Annotated in this window: 14 protein-coding genes and 2 tRNA genes; 8 read left to right on the top strand and 8 right to left on the bottom strand. The window is 57.4% G+C overall.

What is annotated here, in order from left to right; genetic code table 11:
• The first annotated feature begins 36 nt into the window (after positions 1–36).
• Together HCR00_RS04275 and HCR00_RS04270 are read left to right on the top strand one after the other, a co-directional pair.
• Positions 37–861, top strand: coding sequence for an HAD-IIA family hydrolase (locus HCR00_RS04275; RefSeq protein WP_166986108.1), 825 nt, complete (start codon positions 37–39; stop codon positions 859–861).
• Positions 862–916: 55 nt separating this feature from the next.
• Entirely contained in the window at positions 917–1,882 is a 966-nt protein-coding gene (locus tag HCR00_RS04270; RefSeq protein WP_167143084.1) for a dihydrodipicolinate synthase family protein, read from the top strand.
• On the opposite strand, the gene HCR00_RS04265 is transcribed toward HCR00_RS04270, so the two are convergent.
• From HCR00_RS04265 to HCR00_RS04255, 3 genes are all read right to left on the bottom strand, one after another.
• Positions 1,868–5,269: a pyruvate carboxylase gene (locus HCR00_RS04265; protein ID WP_167143081.1), complete on the bottom strand. Its 3,402-nt coding sequence runs from the start codon at positions 5,267–5,269 to the stop codon at positions 1,868–1,870. The genes HCR00_RS04270 and HCR00_RS04265 overlap by 15 nt on opposite strands.
• Positions 5,270–5,371: 102 nt before the next feature.
• Positions 5,372–5,463: transfer RNA gene (locus HCR00_RS04260), tRNA-Ser, on the bottom strand.
• Between the two features lie 70 nt (positions 5,464–5,533).
• Positions 5,534–6,841, bottom strand: coding sequence for an LCP family protein (locus HCR00_RS04255; protein ID WP_243854547.1), 1,308 nt, complete (start codon positions 6,839–6,841; stop codon positions 5,534–5,536).
• Between the two features lie 104 nt (positions 6,842–6,945).
• Here HCR00_RS04255 and mvk point away from each other — a divergent pair, with 104 nt between their 5' ends.
• The 6 genes from mvk to HCR00_RS04225 are packed head-to-tail and all read left to right on the top strand — an operon-like array spanning position 6,946 to position 13,404.
• Positions 6,946–7,917: a mevalonate kinase gene (gene mvk / locus HCR00_RS04250; RefSeq protein ID WP_166986117.1), complete on the top strand. Its 972-nt coding sequence runs from the start codon at positions 6,946–6,948 to the stop codon at positions 7,915–7,917.
• Positions 7,918–7,931: 14 nt separating this feature from the next.
• Positions 7,932–8,888: a diphosphomevalonate decarboxylase gene (gene mvaD / locus HCR00_RS04245; RefSeq protein WP_166986120.1), complete on the top strand. Its 957-nt coding sequence runs from the start codon at positions 7,932–7,934 to the stop codon at positions 8,886–8,888.
• Entirely contained in the window at positions 8,885–10,033 is a 1,149-nt protein-coding gene (locus tag HCR00_RS04240) for a phosphomevalonate kinase (protein ID WP_166986123.1), read from the top strand. Before mvaD ends, HCR00_RS04240 begins: the two co-directional genes overlap by 4 nt.
• Positions 10,023–11,117 carry a type 2 isopentenyl-diphosphate Delta-isomerase gene (fni, locus tag HCR00_RS04235; RefSeq protein ID WP_166986126.1) on the top strand — a complete coding sequence of 365 codons (1,095 nt, stop codon included), beginning with the start codon at positions 10,023–10,025 and terminating at the stop codon, positions 11,115–11,117. The genes HCR00_RS04240 and fni overlap by 11 nt, the downstream gene beginning before the upstream one ends.
• Positions 11,114–12,205, top strand: coding sequence for a hydroxymethylglutaryl-CoA reductase (locus HCR00_RS04230; RefSeq protein ID WP_166986129.1), 1,092 nt, complete (start codon positions 11,114–11,116; stop codon positions 12,203–12,205). The genes fni and HCR00_RS04230 overlap by 4 nt, the downstream gene beginning before the upstream one ends.
• A 2-nt stretch (positions 12,206–12,207) precedes the next feature.
• Entirely contained in the window at positions 12,208–13,404 is a 1,197-nt protein-coding gene (locus HCR00_RS04225) for a hydroxymethylglutaryl-CoA synthase (protein ID WP_167143079.1), read from the top strand.
• Positions 13,405–13,612: 208 nt separating this feature from the next.
• Here the strand turns inward: HCR00_RS04225 and HCR00_RS04220 are convergent.
• The 5 genes from HCR00_RS04220 to HCR00_RS04200 form a co-directional block, all read right to left on the bottom strand.
• Positions 13,613–13,698 (bottom strand) — tRNA-Ser (locus HCR00_RS04220).
• 76 nt (positions 13,699–13,774) lie between these two features.
• Positions 13,775–14,635 (bottom strand): tRNA pseudouridine(38-40) synthase TruA, encoded by an 861-nt coding sequence (gene truA, locus HCR00_RS04215; RefSeq protein WP_167143075.1) that lies wholly within the window; start codon positions 14,633–14,635, stop codon positions 13,775–13,777.
• A gap of 5 nt (positions 14,636–14,640) precedes the next feature.
• Positions 14,641–15,507, bottom strand: coding sequence for a sulfite exporter TauE/SafE family protein (locus tag HCR00_RS04210; RefSeq protein ID WP_167143072.1), 867 nt, complete (start codon positions 15,505–15,507; stop codon positions 14,641–14,643).
• 47 nt (positions 15,508–15,554) lie between these two features.
• The gene (gene pyrE / locus HCR00_RS04205) at positions 15,555–16,109 is read right to left on the bottom strand and encodes an orotate phosphoribosyltransferase (protein ID WP_167143069.1); all 555 of its coding nucleotides are present in this window, start codon (positions 16,107–16,109) and stop codon (positions 15,555–15,557) included.
• A 9-nt stretch (positions 16,110–16,118) separates the two neighbouring features.
• A complete protein-coding gene (locus tag HCR00_RS04200; RefSeq protein ID WP_243854546.1) occupies positions 16,119–17,513 on the bottom strand; it encodes an FAD-dependent oxidoreductase in 1,395 nt (464 codons plus the stop codon).
• Positions 17,514–17,518: the final 5 nt, after the last annotated feature.

The raw sequence follows: 17,518 nt of genomic DNA, 5'->3' as shown, positions 1-17,518 counted from the left end.
GTACGTAATAGAAGATGCAGGGTACGCTTAAAAGTGATGAACACTAAAACTAACAAACTAGACGAGGCAGCCGCTCTAGCGAGTCAGGGGCGTGCAAGTGTCGAGTGTTGGCTCACCGATATGGATGGTGTTCTGGTGCACGAAAATCAGGCCATTCCAGGCGCGGCTGAGCTGCTAAAACACTGGCAGGAGACGCAACAGGAATATCTTGTGCTCACCAATAATTCAATTTTTACCGCCCGCGATTTAAGCGCGCGACTTGCCGCCAGCGGTATTAACGTGCCAGAAGAACGCATCTGGACCAGTGCCCTTGCGACCGCCGCTTTTTTGAAGCAGCAGGCTCCGGGAGGGTCTGCGTTCGTTATCGGTGAGGCTGGGCTGCTCACCGCACTGCACGAGGCCGGGTTTATTATGACCGAGACAAACCCCGACTTTGTTATCGTCGGTGAGACCCGCAACTACAGTTTTGAGGCTCTCACCAAAGCGATCCGCCATATTGAGAAGGGTGCCCGTTTTATCTCAACCAATCCTGATGCGACAGGGCCGAGCGCAGAAGGGCCGCTGCCGGCAACCGGTGCGGTAAACGCGCTGATCACCAAAGCGACCGGGCAGCAGCCGTATGTTGTGGGCAAGCCAAACCCGATGATGTTCCGCTCTGCGCTCAACCAGATCGGCGCCCACTCTGAAGTGACCGCGATGATTGGTGACCGGATGGACACCGATATTGTTGCCGGCATGGAGGCTGGCCTGCACACAATTCTTGTGCGCACAGGCATCAGCGATGATAACGAGATTGCACGGTATCCGTTTAGACCGAACGAGATCATCGACTCGGTTGCTGATCTTCTACCTAAAAACTAAAAATCACGAAGATCGATCAGAAAATTTCCGTAGCCACTATTGCGAAGGCAGCAGCATGACTCAGGAACAGCTATTTTCCGGGCTTAGCGCTTTTCCACTGACACCGTTCGTCGATGACACGCTCGATGAGCAGGCATATGCCGGATTAATCAAGCATCTACGCGATGCACGATATGTTGATGCTGGCGGCACCGAACATCGCGTCGCGTCGATCGGCGCTCTCGGATCCACCGGCTCTTACACCTATCTCAGCCCTGCCGAATACCGGCAGGCCGCTGAAATAGCGGTTGCTAACGCCGGTGAGGTGCCGGTTTTTCTCGGGGTGAGCGCGCTGCGCACCACGCACATGCTCGATCGCCTGCGCACCGCCCACGAGGTTGGCGCGAGCGCCGTGCTGCTGTCTCCTCTGCACTATCAGCCGCTGCGCGATCACGAAGTTTTCGACTACTATCGCACAGCCGCCGAAAACAGTGATCTTCCGATCATCATCTATGACAACCCCGGCACCACCAACTTTAATTTCAGCTTGGAGCTTTACACCCGGCTCACCGCGCTGCCGCAGATAAAGGCGGTAAAAATTCCGGGGTTGCGCGCTGACACAACTGGGTGCGGATCGGCGGCTGACGCCGATCATCTAAACACCATCCGCGAAGCTGTCGGCAGTGACACCGCAATCGGCATTTCTGGTGATTATCACGCGACGGCTGCTTTGCGACACGGATCCAAGCTCTTCTTCTCAGTTTTTGGTGGCACTCTGCCAACTCTCGCGCTCGAGCTTGTTGCTGCCGCGGCTGACGCGGATCCGCAAGCATCGATAGCGGTTGAGGAAAAACTGCAGCAACTCTGGGATCTCTATCGCAAATTTGGTGGCAGTCTGCGAGTTATGGACGCCGCAGCCGGCGCGCTCGGTCTCGTTCAGAGCAGTGCCGCCGCAAGCTCATTCCCGTTACCGGTGCAGGGGCTTGATGCTGCGGCTCGCGCCGAGATTGCCGCTGTGATCACTCACCTACTCAATAACTAGAATCAGATCACCCGCTGCAACACCGCGCGTGCCGTCAAACGCTAGCCGGGCAACAGTGCCAGCAAGCGGCGCAGTAATTGCCGCCTCCATTTTCATGGCCTCAATTGTGGCCACAGTATCCCCCGCAGAGACAGCATCACCCACCGAGAGCTTTTGAGTTACTGTGCCTGAGAACGGCGCGGCCACCTGCCCCGGCACCGTGCGATCCGCTTTTTCAACGCTGTCGACGGCAACCGCAACACTCTCATCCTGCACAAAAACCGGCCGCAGCTGCCCGTTAACTCGCACCATAACGGTGCGCACGCCCTTTTCATCAGCCTCGCCAATCGCTTCAAGCCCGACATACAGGCGCACACCGCGCGCGAGATCAACGATATGCTCTTTAGCGGCGTCGAGTCCGTAGAGGTAGTCGCCAGTCTCTAGCACTGACAGATCACCGAACTGTTCACGCACTGCCTCATATTCCCTGGTGGGCGCAGCAAACAGCAAACGGTTCAGGGTTGCGCGCCGCACCTCGCTCGCGCCATCGGCAAGGGCGGCGGCATCCTCTGCGCTAAGCGGTGTCGCTGACAGATCTATTTTGCGCCCGCGCAGCACCTTTGTTCTGAACGGCTCAGGCCAGCCGCCCGGAATATCGCCAAGCTCCCCCGCTAAAAATCCGACAACAGAATCCGGCACATCAAACTTCTCAGGTGCCGCCTCAAACTCCGCAGGATCCGCATCTACTGCGGCAAGGTGTAACGCCAGATCACCGACGACCTTCGATGACGGAGTGACCTTCGGGATCCGACCCAAAATGCGATCGGCGGCGGCATACATATCCTCGATCTTCTCGAAGTTGTCGCTCAGCCCCAGCGCAATTGCTTGCTGGCGCAAGTTTGACAGTTGCCCGCCGGGGATTTCATGCGTGTAAACGCGGCCGGTGGGAGACTTAAGCCCCGATTCAAAGGGCGCATAAAGATGCCGCACCGCATCCCAATAAGGTTCTAATGAGTTCACCGCTGTGAGCGAGATGCCGGTATCTCGCTCAGTGTGCTGCAGCGCCGCAACTAGGGCAGACAGCGATGGCTGGCTGGTTGTGCCACTCATTGGAGCAGAGGCCACATCTACCGCGTCAACCCCCGCGTCAGCGGCAGCAAGCAGGGTTGCAAGCTGCCCACCCGGGGTGTCGTGTGTGTGCAGGTGGATCGGCAGGTCAAAACGCTCACGCAGCGCAGACACTAGTCGGGCAGCAGCCGCCGGGCGCAGCAGACCCGCCATATCTTTAATCGCCAAAATATGCGCACCCGCTGCCACAATCTGGTCGGCAAGCTGCAGGTAGTAATCCAGTGTGTATTTGCTTTCTTGGGGATCTAGCAGATTGCCTGTGTAGGCCATCGCCACTTCTGCTACAGCTGTGCCGGTCTCGCGCACCGCATCGATAGCGACCCGCATTTGCTGCACATCATTTAGGGCGTCAAAGATGCGGAAAATATCAACACCGGTTGCTGCGGCTTCCCGCACGAAAGCCCCAGCAACTTCTTTCGGATAGGGGGTGTATCCAACAGTGTTTTGACCGCGCAAAAGCATTTGAATCGGCACATTTGGGAGGGCCGCACGCAGCGCCGCAAGTCGCTCCCACGGATCCTCACCTAAAAACCGCAGTGCCACATCATAGGTGGCACCACCCCACGCTTCAACAGAAAGCAGTTCTGGTGTGAGGTGCGCAACGTGTGGGGCAACCGCTATCAGGTCGCGTGAGCGCACACGGGTTGCTAGCAGTGACTGGTGGGCGTCTCTAAAAGTGGTTTCGGTGACCGCGAGTGCGGTCTGCTCACGCAGCGCTTTTGCAAAACCTGCCGGGCCCAGTTGCAGCAGTCGGTCGCGCTGCCCCTGAGGTATAGCTGCCGCAAGGTCGATCTCGGGTAGTTTTGTTGCTGGTGCTACTGTGATTGGGCACTCGCCGTGCGGCTGGTTGACCGTCACGTTTGCCAAATACTGCAGCACTCTGGTGGCTCTATCTTTCGGTTTATTCAGGGTGAGCAGCTCCGGGCGTTCAGCAATGAAGGCTGTTGAGATGTCACCCGCTGTAAAGTCAGCATCGTCAAGCACCGCCTGCAGGAATGGGATGTTTGTCGCAACCCCACGAATCCGAAATTCTGCGAGCGCCCGTCGCGCTCGCACAACAGCTTCTGTGAAATTACGGGCACGACAGGTTAGCTTTGCAAGCATTGAATCAAAGTGCGGGCTGATATAGGCTCCGGGGTTTATGGTGCCGCCGTCAAGCCGCACCCCGCCGCCGCCGGGCGATCTATACGCGGTGATCCGACCGAGATCCGGCCGGAAGTCATTGGCGGGGTCTTCTGTTGTGATGCGGCACTGCAAAGCGGCGCCGTGCAGTTTTATGTTTTCCTGCGTCAGCCCGAGCTCGACAAGGGTTGCGCCCGCTGCGATCCTAATCTGTGCCTGCACGAGATCAACATCGGTGACCTCTTCTGTGACGGTGTGCTCGACCTGGATGCGCGGGTTCATTTCGATAAAAACGTGTTGGCCGGCACGGTCTCCCTCAGTGTCGAGGAGGAATTCAACAGTGCCAGCGTTTTCGTATCCAATCGATTTTGTAAACGCGATTGCATCGCGGGTGAGCGCCTCGCGGATTGCCGGGTCGAGGTTTGGTGCCGGCGCAATCTCAACAACTTTCTGGTGCCGGCGCTGCACTGAACAGTCGCGTTCGTATAGATGCACGGCCGCACCGGTGCGATCGGCAAGCACCTGCACCTCAATATGGCGCGGGCGCAGCACGGCTTGTTCGATGAACATTGTTGCATCGCCAAAAGCGCTTTCTGCTTCGCGCATGGCAGACTCTAGTGCTTCACGTAATTCATCAGCATTTTCAACGCGACGCATGCCACGCCCGCCACCGCCGGCGACCGCTTTGGCAAAAACCGGAAACCCGATTTCTTTAGCGCCCGCTATCAAAGCTTCGATGTCTTGTGATGGCGGGGTTGATTGCAAAACCGGCACCTGTGCGGCAATTGCGTGTTCTTTTGCCGACACCTTATTGCCTGCCATTTCTAGTGCCTGCTGACCGGGGCCGATAAAGGTGATGCCGTTTTTAGCTGCGGCTGCTGCAAGTTCAGGGTTTTCAGACAAAAACCCATAGCCCGGATAGATAGCGTCAGCACCGGATTCGATGGCTACTCGAATAATTTCTGCAACATCTAAATATGCGCGCACGGGGTGGCCTTCAGTGCCAATCTGATAGGCCTCATCGGCTTTTAAGCGGTGCAGGGAGTTGCGATCTTCGTAGGGATAGACTGCGACGGTGAGCGCACCGAGTTCGTTGGCGGCGCGAAAAGCACGAATTGCAATTTCACCGCGGTTGGCAACAAGAATTTTTTTGAACATCTTTGTCCCCGATCGTAATCGTCCGATATGTAAATTATGTCGCAAATCGGGGCTGCTAGAAGTTCAGCAGGTAGCTAGGATCGCATACTGCTTAAAAGAAATTGGCGGAGACGGGGGGATTTGAACCCCCGGTCCGGTTTAACCCAGACCCTTCATTAGCAGTGAAGTCCGTTCGGCCGCTCCGGCACGTCTCCTTGCGCCAATAAAAATTGACGCGAGTTTAACTATAGCGCAGGCTCTCCCACGCTGCAAAGCCCGGCGGCGCTAATAATTCACTCGGCCAGCAGCGCAGGTGGGTTTAGCGGCGTTGAGGCCGGTGACATTGCTCGGGTTTGCCTGCTGCTGGTTGAGATTATCTGCTTCATCGCCCCCAAATTCTTCGGTTGCGCCTTCAGCTGCTTCAGGCTGCGCTGCCGCATCGGGTGCTGCCTCGCCTGCTGCAGATCCGCCCTCATTATCTGCCGCCTGCTCGCCTTCCACCTCGGCAACATCGACAGCGGCAACACCCTGATCGGTGATGGTGAAATCTTCGTCGTTCAGAATACGCTGCATCAAAAGCTCACCGTTGTAAGTATCAGGGGTAAGCCTGCCCTCTTGGTAGGGGTGTGGCAGTGCCGGATACTGCACAAAATTGACGTTTCCTAGATCGACCTCAGAGAGCGTTTTTGCAAGACCCCGTAGAAAATCAACTGAAGCAATGTTGCGCGACAGGGTCATATTTTCAACCGCTGCTTTCGCCAGTTGGTAAACCTTCACAGGGTCTGTCAGGGTTGAGGCGCTCTGCAACTGGCGCGCCATTGCAGACAAGAACACCTGCTGATTTGAGATGCGCCCAAGGTCGCTGCCGTCACCAACGCCGTGGCGCGTGCGCAAGAACTGCAGGGCTTCATAACCCTTCAAGGTGACTTCACCAGCCGGCAGATCAAGGTCAGCGTTTGGATCTTGGATCGGCTGCGCCAAACATACGGTGACACCGCCCAAAGCGTTGGACATGTTGATAACACCGTCAAAACCGATCATTCCGGCATAGGAAATATCGGCTCCGGTCAGTGCCTCGACTGTCTCCACAACGCACGGCAACCCATACTGCAGCACAGAGTTCAACTGCTGTTCACTCGAAGCCGGGTAGTAGTTCTCTTCACCGGCAGGCCCCGGGCAAGACGGAATTGGCAGCATCAAATCGCGTGGGAAACTCACTACCGTGGCACGTTTATGGTCTTCTGAGATGCGCACCAGCATCGTGACATCGTTAAGCTCACCGGTTTCACCGTCATCGATGCTCTGCCCGACACGCGAATCAGAACCCACCACCAAAATATTGATGGCACCGTCGAGTGCGTGTTGGCTTAGTTTTGCCCCGGTCACATCTTCATCTGCGAGATCAACGGTTTGCACGCGATTGCGTAAATCCCAGATCGCATAAGCTGCGACCGTGCCCGCGCTGAGCACAGCGACAACCACCATTGTGAGCACAGTGCGAAACAGATTGCGCACAGTGCTGGAGCGCGGCAAACGCCCGTGTCGCACTGTTGTTGTGCGGCCAGCATGTTGTTTCTTGCTGTGCTTTGCCAAAGCTACTCCTCAAATGCAACCAGCGCCCGCGCCGGAACGTTCGTAGTTTAATAAGCATATTTCACTACACTTAAAAGCTACCCAACCAAAATAGAGGGGCGCAAATGACACAGCAGATGCAGCCTGTAACGGCAGCTGGCACCGCACACGGTAAGTCGATTCTGATCGGCGAACACTCTGTTGTTTATGGTGCTCCGGCGATCGCTTTCCCGCTGCACGCACTCAAGGTCACCGCCACACTCACAACACTCGATAATGGTGCGGATCAGGCGCAGATCTCTTCTGCTGTTTACTCAGGCTCCGCCCAGTCAGCCCCGGCCAGGCTGCGGCCGCCGCTCACAGCTCTGCGCGAAGCGGCGCGCCACTTCGGCTTTGATCCGCAAACAGTCCACCTAACAATTGACAGCCCGATCCCGGTTGAGCGCGGGCTGGGTTCGAGCGCTGCCGTGTCTACCGCGATAGTGCGCGCAGCTGCCGGTCTTGCGGGATACGATCTGCAGGAGTCTGAACGCTACCATCTCGTGCAGCACGCAGAACGTGTCGCCCACGGCACCTCCAGCGGGCTTGACGCGCACGCTGTTGCAAGCAGTGTGCCGCTGCTGTTTCGAGATGGCATTTGCAGGCCGTTACGATCAGCAAAAGCGCTCACCGTTGTGATAGCAGACACCGGAAACCCGGGGAAAACCTCAATCGCGGTTGGTGGTGTGCGGGCACTACGCGAGAACAACTCACAGCTGATCGACGATCTGGTCTATCAGCTCACAGACCTGACGGTTGCCGCTGAAACCGCGCTCGCAAACGGTGAAGACACCGCCCTCGGAAAGATTTTAAGCGCCGCACATGAAGTGTTAAATGAGATGGGCGTTAGCTCCCCCGATCTCAACAATCTGGTGCGCGCAGCTGCTGTCGCAGGCGCCCTAGGCGCTAAAATGACAGGAGGCGGATTGGGCGGTTGCATTATTGCGCTCGCCCCATCAGCTGCAGACGCTCCGGCAATCGCCGCACAGCTCACTGCCGCCGGTGCCGCCAACACCTGGGTTTCAACACTGGACGCAGGTGATCAAATAACCGACTAGAACAGGCAGAGCGTATGGGCACCGCTACCGCAATAGCGCATCCGAATATTGCCCTAATTAAATACTGGGGCAAGCGTGATGAGACGCTGATGCTACCCGCTGCCGGCTCACTGTCGATGACGCTTGATTCTGTTGCCACCCGCACAACTGTGTCAGTGGGCGGCGACAGTGACGTTTTTCAGTTGAATGGAGAGCTCAGCACCGGCCGCGCAGCCGACAAAGTTTTTAAGTTTCTTGACCTGGTGCGCCAGCTAGCGGGCAGCGATGATCGTGCAACAGTCCTATCGCACAATGACGCCCCCACTGCGGCAGGGCTTGCTTCGTCAGCCTCTGGTTTCGCAGCGCTCGCAACCGCTGCCGCCGCAGCATACGGGTTAAACCTCTCAACCGCCGAACTGAGTCGTCTCGCACGGCGCGGTTCGGGCTCTGCCGCCCGGTCGCTAATAGATCGCTTTGCAGTGTGGCATGCTGGCGATGACGATCAGACTTCTTTTGCAGAAGAGATCGATGCGCCGGATATGCGCATGATTATCTGCGAAATCAATGCGGGGCCGAAGGCGGTTTCCAGTCGCGACGGAATGCGACACACCCGCGACACTTCACCGTTTTACCCGGCTTGGGCACCTGCAACAGAGAAGGCGCTCGCAGAGATGCTGGCAGCGTGTGCCGCGCAGGACTTTACAAAAATCGGCGAGCTGACCGAAGCGCACGCAATGCAGATGCACGCGCTCGCGCTCTCAGCAGTGCCACCGTTGCGCTATTTAGCGCCCACCTCATTTGCGGCTTTTGATCGCATCGCTGAGCTGCGCGCCACCGGCATTGAAACCTACGGCACAGCCGACGCCGGCCCAAACGTTGTTGCAATCGCGAGGCCTAAAGATGCTGCGGCGGTTGCTGCAGCGCTTAGCGAGTTTGGCGCAACCCATATTGCCGCCCCTGGGCCTGGTGCATATTTGGAGGGTGCTGCGTGATCAGTGCACGCGCAGCTGGCAAGCTTTTCATTGCGGGCGAGTATGCGATTGTAACTCCCGGCAACGCAGCCCTCATCGCTGCTGTTGACCGCTATCTCACTGTCACGGTAACAGAACACAATCACGCGCCTAGCGATGCCGTGTCTGACAGAGAAAACCCGCACACAGCAGCAGTTCCGGTTATCGGTGCCAGCGTTATCGACGCAGCCTACGGCGACCGGGCAGAGCTCACCATCGCCCCCGACGGCACCGCCACGATTGGTGACTATCCGGCAGACGCCTTAAGCGCTGCGATTACCGTTGTAGAACAGTTGCGGGTGCTGCAGGGGCTGCCTCCGATTAACTATGAGTTACGGGTTGAAAACGATCTCACCGCCGCAGACGGTTTAAAATTTGGGCTCGGCTCTTCAGGCGCTGTTATTGTGGCCACTGTCGCGGCCCTAGGAGAATTGCATCAGCTTGCGCTGACACCGGCTGAACGTTTCCAGCTCGCGCTGATCGCCTCAGCAAGTCTGTCTGTGCGCGGGTCCGGTGGCGATATCGCAGCAAGCACTTTTGGCGGTGTAATCCGCTATATCAGCCCCGATCGCACTCAGATCGCAGCCGATTATCGAAAGGGCGGGCTTGATGGAGCACTCAACTCGCCCGGCTGGCACGGGTGTCTGATTGAGCCGGTAGAGCTGCACAGCGATCTGCACTTTCTTGTCGGGTGGACAGGCAGCCCCGCCAAAACAGAACAGCTTGTTGCTAAATCAAAGGCGGCACCTGTCGATCCGCAAGCTGAAGCATTGTTTCTTGCGAAGAGTGCACGAGCGGTACAGGAAATCGCAGCGGTGTTAAGCGCCGATACTCTCGATCGAGAGCAGCTGCAGCAAACCGTCGCAGCTGCACGATCCGCCCTTAAAGAATATGGGGAGGCAACCGGGATCGCAATTGAAACTGAGCTGTTGAGTGCGCTTTGTGAACTCGCTTTAAGCGCTGGCGCAGCCGCTAAAAGCAGCGGTGCCGGCGGTGGTGACTGCGGAATTGCTTTTGCAAACGACCTGGCAACCAGGCAGGCAGTGATTCAAGCGTGGGAGGGCGCAGGGATCACTGTGCTCGACACTTGTGTCACTCGAGGCGAAGGAGTGTGCGTTGAATTCTAACCCGCAGCATACAGCTGCCAGTCGCAAAGAGGATCACATAAATTTGGCGCTCGCACAGCAAAATTCTGCCGTGCGACACAGTGATTTTGACGATCTTGAGTTTATCCATCATGCGCTGAGCGGCCGCAATATCGAAAGTGTTGATCTAAAAACTGAGGTTGCCGGTAAAACTTGGCAGCACCCGCTTTACATTAACGCAATGACGGGTGGCACTGACTCCGCGCTGCGCATCAACACCGCTCTCGCTGAGGCTGCCGCCGCAACCGGCACTGCTATCGCAACAGGCTCTGTCGGTATCGCGCTTGACCAGCCTGAGACCGCCGCAACTTTTAAAGTGCTTCGTGAGCGCAATCCGCACGGTTTCGTGTTTAGCAACATCGGGGCGGGCCGCTCAGTTGATGATGCGCGCCGCGCTGTTGATCTGTTGGAAGCTGACGCGCTGCAGATTCACGTTAATGCTGTGCAAGAGACAGTGATGCCGGAGGGTGAGCGACGTTTTGAAACCTGGTTGCCGCTGATAGCCGAGATTGTGCAGGCGGTGCCGGTGCCGGTGGTTGTGAAAGAGGTCGGTTTCGGGTTGAGCCGGCGCACTCTCAAACAGCTGGGTGAGATCGGTGTGCAGATAGCTGACGTCAGCGGCACCGGTGGCACCAATTTTGCGCTGATAGAAGCGGCACGCCGCCCAGAGGGATACGATGATCTGCTCAGCTACGGTCAGTCGGCGATTGTGAGCCTCCTTGACGCGCCACAGTTCGACACACTCCTGGCAAGTGGCGGCGTGCGCACGGCCATGGACGCCGTAAAGCTGCTTGCGCTTGGCGCACGCAGTGTGGGCATAGCGGGCGCGATCCTGAAAGAAGCGGTCGACGGTGACAGCGAGCGTGTTGTGAGCGCACTAAACTGGTGGATAACGCGCATTCGTGAGATTAGCGCGTTGCTTGGTGCAGCAACCTGCGCTGAGCTGCAACACACCGACGTGCTTATTCGCGGGCGAGTAAAAGAATACTGCCAGCTGCGAGGAGTCGACCCTGCCGGGTTTGCAAGTCGCAGCAGCGAACGAGCAAACAGCGAAAGGCTCCGATGAGTTCAGCTGACCAGCTTTACACTCCGATCCCCACCGCATGGGTAGGCCCGCTGCGCATCAGCGGCAATACCCTGAATGAAGAGGTTGCGGTGCCGCTGGCCACCTATGAAACTCCGCTCTGGCCTTCTGTCGGCCGTGGCGCAAGCATCTCCCGCATGGTTGATGAGGGCATCGTCGTCACCCTAACGGGTGAACGCATGACCCGCTCGACTCTCTTCCAGGCGCCAAACGCGCAGGTCGCCCTCGACGCAGCTAGGGTTTTAGAGGCGCGCTTTGATGAGCTTGCGGCTGTAGTGTCAAGGCAGAGCCGGTTTGCAAAACTTATTGAAGTGCACCCCGAGATTGTCGGCAATATGCTCTTTACACGCTTCGCCTTCACCACCGGGGATGCCAGCGGACACAATATGGTGACCGCCGCTGCCGAAAGCCTGATGGCTGAAATTCTAAGCTGGGATCTCGGGCTCAGCTACGGATCAATCTCCGGAAACTACTGCTCAGATAAGAAAGCTACCGCTGTAAACGGTATTCTCGGACGCGGCAAATCCTGTGTGGCTGAAATCACGCTGCCGCGCGAGATTGTTGTTAACCGTCTGCGGTCAACACCAGAAAAGATTGTTGAGCTGGTTGTGCAAAAGAACCTGGTTGGCTCAACAATTGCTGGCGCACTACGTTCGGCAAACGCCCACTACGCAAACATGCTGCTCGCCGTATATCTTGCAACCGGCCAGGATGCGGCGAATATTGTTGAAGGATCACAGGGCATTACCTACGCTGAGGTGCGCGGCGACGACCTGTATTTCAGTTGCACACTCCCCCACCTGATTGTGGGCACTGTCGGCAACGGAAAGCATCTGCCACACGTGGGTGAGGCGCTAGAGCGTATGGGCTGCGCAGGGCAGGACGAGCCGGGCGCAGACGCACGCCGTCTCGCCGCGATCACGGCAGCGACAGTGCTCTGCGGTGAGCTCTCGCTCATTGCTGCGCAAACAAACCCCGGTGAACTGATGGCAACGCACGTCGCAATTGAACGCCGCGGCAACACGCGAGTGAAGTATGAAGAGGCCGCAGCTGCGGCAGAGGAGGCTTAGTCATGAAGCTCGGAATCGTTGATATGGAGATGGCAACCGCACACCACTCCGTGTCTTTGAGCGCACTGGCTCACGCTACCAATGTTGATCCGAACAAATATCGTTTCGGTTTGCGACAGGAAAACTTCAGCATGCCCGCCCTCGATGAGGATGCGGTTACGCTCGGCGCCACTGCGGCGAGTCGGGTTTTGGCGAGGACTGGGAAAACCGCGATCCGCACCCTGATTTTTGCGACTGAGAGCAGTGTCGATCAGTCTAAATCGGCTGGTGTTTTTGCGGCAGACCTGCTTGATTTAAGCGTAAATACGCGCATTGTTGAAACTAAGCAGGCGTGTTATGCGGGCACGGCAGCTCTGCAGATGGCGCTCGGTATCGTGGCGCGCAACCCGCAAGAGCAGGTGTTGGTTATCGCCAGTGATATTGCGCGCTATGCGGTTAACACTGCGGGTGAGCCGACGCAGGGTGCCGGCGCTGTTGCAATGGTTGTTGGCGCCGATCCACAATTGCTTGAGATTGAACCGCAGACGGGTGTGTGGTCGGCGCATATTGATGATTTTTGGCGCCCAAACGATCTGAGCACACCGCTGGTAGACGGTGCGCGGTCGCTTGATGCATACTTGGGTGCTTTTACCGGGGCGTGGGAAGATTATCTTGCGCACGGCGGCGCTGGGCTCGATGAAATCGATTATTTTGTGCACCATCAGCCGTTTACCAAGATGGCAGTGAAGGGGCATCGTCGCCTCGTCGAGCACACCGGCAAACTGATTGATGAGCAAACGGTTGAGCCGGGGCTGCGCTACACCACACAGTTTGGCAACAGCTACACGGCAAGCCTGTATCTTGGCCTGCTGTCGCTGCTGCACAGCGATGCTGATCTTGACGGTAAGCGGATCGGCCTCTACAGTTACGGCTCTGGCGCGACCGGCGAGTTTTTCACGGGGGTTGTGCAGCCCGGCTATCGCCGCGTGATCGACAGCCACTACGCTGATGCTGCGATTAATGAGCGCGAAGAGCTCTCTTTCGAGGAGTATCGTGCCCTGCATGCGGCGCACGAACGCGGCAGCAAGCACGACTATCAAAACCCGCGCGTCACCCGCGCGCCCTTCCGTTTTGTCGGCGTGCGCGACGGCGCCCGCAGCTATCAGCGCAACACGCTGCCAACCGATTCTGGGGTTATCAGCACTATTAACCAGAGTTAGTTCACTAGCCCTGCTAAACCTCTGCCGCGGTTCTATGCTCTGCAGAAACAGCTAGATCAGCGCGGCTTTTCGTCACCCCTTAGGGTTGATCGTCGAACTGGGTTTGGGGCCTTGCGGAACCCTCTAAATAATGCTGCTCAACAAGCGAAACACCACACAGTAAATAGCAGAAAGTCCTGGAAAGATTCACTTTTCCAGGACTTTCTAGTGGCGGAAGGTAAGGGATTCGAACCCTTGAGGCTTTCACCTGCTAGTTTTCAAGACTAGTTCCTTCGGCCGCTCGGACAACCTTCCGCAGATTAGCCTAGCAATCTCACCCCGGCATCGCAACTTTTAAGCTGCGGCACGCAAGCAAATTAACCCTCTGCCACTAGCTGAGCGATTGACGGCGGGCTCTTGTTTGCAACGCGCGCGCCGCAAGCTCGCCAGGGGCCGGATAAGCGATTTCTTCGAGCGAGAGACCGTGCGCGGGCATCACAACAAATTTTGCGGATCGCGTGCGCGCCGCCTCAAGCTCAGCCAGCTCCCGAAAACTGATGCGGCCGGTACCAACAGCAACCGCGGCGCCAACCAGCGCACGCACCATCGAATGACAGAATGCGTCAGCCTGCACACGCGCCGCAAAGGTGCCAGGCGCCACCTGACGCCACTCAAAGTGTGAGAGATGCCGCACAGAAGTTGCGCCCTCGCGCGCCTTACAAAAAGTGGCAAAATCGCGCAAGCCTACAAGCGACTGTGAGGCCGCCTGCATGGCATCAAAGTCGACTGTTTTCTTTAGCTCCACGGTGTGGTTGCGTGTGAGCAGATCGAGCGCGCCAGGGTTGCAGATGCGATATTCATAGCGGCGATACAAAGCTCCGAAACGTGCGTCAAACTCGTCCGGTACCTGAGTTACCGCTCGCACCACAGCGTCACTGACCCCCTGCCGCACAAGCACCCCGTTAATGCGGCGAGGGCGGTCAAGCAGCTGCGTCGCCTCTGCCTCACTCACGTCGAGGTGCGCAACCTGCCCGCGTGCGTGCACTCCCGCATCTGTGCGCCCACCGACTGTCAGACGCACCCACTCCGGGTCGGCTGCGGTGACGGTGGTTTCAGCTTCAGCAGGCTTGCGCCGCAGCACTGTGGTTAGTGCCTGTTCGAGCGCACCCTGCACCGTCCGCAGCCCGGGCTGTGTCGCCCAACCGTGAAAATCGGTGCCGTCATAAGCAATGTCAAGACGCAGTCGCGGCATCCGGGTTACGCTTCCACACTTTCGCCGCGATCCGCAAGCTTTTTCGCTTTCACATCTTTTCTGATGCGCAAGCAATACTGCACAGCGATCAGCGCCAGGAAAACTGAAAAGAGCACATTGGCGGTAAATGGATCAATTGACACTGCGATCCACGCTCCGAACGGCGCTGTTGCAGCGGCAGACACCCCGATAGCTATCGCCGGCCCAAACTGCACGTTGCCCGATTTAAACTGTTTTTGTGTTGCAGCAATAGCGCCCACGAAAGCCATCAACAGTGAAGTGCCTTTCGCGAGAATATCGCTCATTCCGAAACCGACAATCAGCAGCGGCACAACAATAACGCCGCCTCCGATGCCGAGCAGGCCGGTCGCTATGCCCGCGGTAAACCCACTCACCGCAAGCAGCACAAGCACCCACCAGTGCAGCTCAAAGTGACTGCTGCGATCCGGGATAAACACCCACAGCATAACCGCTGACACAGCAATAAACACCAAAAACACAATCTCCAAGGCTAGGAGGCTGAGTTTCTGCTGCAGTTTCACGCCGAGGCGCGCACCGAAAAAGATCCCCGCCGCAAGCGTGATCCCGCCAATCCAATGCACTGAGCCGTGATATGCGAAAGAGGTGACACCTGAGAGTGCGATCGGTGCGAGTGCCAGAGCCGACGTCGCGCTAGCCTGTCGCTGATTGAAGTGAAACAGAAAAACCAAAAGCGGCACGATCACGACACCGCCGCCGAGACCGAAAACGCCGCTGATCGCGCCGCTGATCGCGCCGACTACAAGGTACGGCCAAAGCGCTCCGAGAGAGTTAGCGCCGCCGCCGTAGCGCCCCCATTTGCCCGGCATACTATCTGCTGCAACTGTGTTCACTGGTTCTTATTCTGTTAGCGAGACTAGTGTTCTGTCACTCTAACCGACTACTGCGGGTCAAGGCCGAGGTCGTCAAGGCCGATCGCGTAGCGGTATTCATAGCCGGCTTCTTCAATGCGCGCCTTCGCCGGAGCCTGTCGATCAACTACCACAGCAACACCAGCGATCTCGGCCCCCACCTTTTCAAGCGCTGCAATCGCCTGCAACGGTGAACCACCCGTTGTTGAAGTGTCTTCAACAACAATCACTCGTTTGCCCTTAAGATCAGGCCCCTCAACCTGGCGGCCGCGGCCGTGATCCTTCGGCTGTTTGCGCACAACGAAGGAGTCATAGGTTTTACCGCGCGCAACACCCTGATGCATAATTGCTGACGCGATTGGATCGGCCCCCATTGTGAGGCCACCGACCGCGACAACACCGTCAATATCGTCAATTAGATCAAGCATAACCTGCCCGATGAGTGGCGCAGCTCGATGATCGAGGCTGAGTTTGCGCAGATCAATATAGTATGTGGCTTTTTTTCCGCTCGTCAGCGTAAAATCACCGTGAAAAACAGCCTCAGATTTAATCAGCTCAATTAGTTGCTCGCGTGCATCACTCATGCTTCTATTCTAGGAGTTAGAAACACGGATCATTTCGTCGCGGTCAACAACTTTCAGACGCTCACGCTGGTGCTTATGCGCCGCGCCGAGTTCACGCTCATATGCGTCAAGCTTCTGCCAGCCAGCAACCGTTGTGTATGCAACGCCACGCTCGTTAAGCAGGGCGGGGATCACCGCCGGGTCAGCGTCAGCGGCATCTGGCTGCCACAGCAACCCCGCCCGCCAATCGGCCACAAGCGAGTCGATCGTTTCTTTCGCATCTGACTTGGTTGCACCGATCAGCCCAACCGGCCCGCGTTTAATCCACCCGGTGGCATAAACCCCAGTGGCAACTCGGCCCTGCTCATTCGGAATCACGCCGCGCACCGCATCAAACGGCACACCGGGCAGCTCGCTGCCGTAGTATCCGATTGCGCGATACAGCGCCTGCACAGGGATCACTTCCACCTGGTCAGTATCAACAACGCCGCCGGAGCCGTCCGGTGCTGTGCGCTGTATCTTCACACCCGAAACCCGCCCGAACACGTCGGTCTCAACACCGATGGGTTTAGACCAGAAGTGAAACACAAGCTGACGGCTGGCGGGGGCCTCATCCCCCGCGGCACGGGCACGCTGCGCCGCCCGCCACTTGTCAAAAATGCGCGTCATCACCAAAACCTGTTTGTTTTGCTGTGGCAGCGCAGCAAGATAGTCGTCGGTGAGAGTGAAATCGCGCTCATCGAGCACCATATCAACGTCACGCACTTCACCCAGCTCACGCAGCTCAAGCGGCGTGAACTTCACCTGCAGCGGGCCGCGCCGCCCGAAAATATGCAACTCTTTAATAGGGTTTGCAGCCAACCCCTCATACACGTTATCCGGAATCTCGGTTGTTAAAAGATCGTCTGCGTGCTTGACCAGCATGCGCGAAATGTCGAGCGCGACGTTACCGTTGCCGATCACGGCGACCGACTCTGCCTCCAGCGGCCAGGTGCGCGGCACATCAGGGTGTCCGTCAAACCAGTTCACAAAATCGGCAGCACCAAACGCGCCCGCAGCATCAATACCGGGAATCTCTAAAGGCGCATCCGTTATTGCGCCCGTCGCAAAAATAACCGCATGATAGTGCTTTTTAAGATCGTCTAATGTGATGTCGGTGCCGAAATTAACGTTTCCGAAATAGCGGATCTGCCCCTCATCAAGCACCTCTTTCAGCGCGTTGATGATGCCCTTAATGCGTGGGTGGTCGGGCGCAACACCGTAACGCACCAGCCCATAAGGCGCGGGTAACCGCTCAAACAGATCAACCGCCACATCAAAATCGCGCTGCAGCTTCAGCAGAATATCGGCTGCATAGGTGCCAGCAGGGCCCGCACCAATCACCGCGACGCGCAGCGTCGGAAGTTTCACACCGGTGTCTGTCACTGCCC

It is taken from the genome of Canibacter zhoujuaniae (assembly GCF_011752005.1).
Lineage (GTDB): Bacteria > Actinomycetota > Actinomycetes > Actinomycetales > Microbacteriaceae > Canibacter > Canibacter zhoujuaniae.
This window is presented reverse-complemented; position numbering and strand designations above follow the sequence as displayed.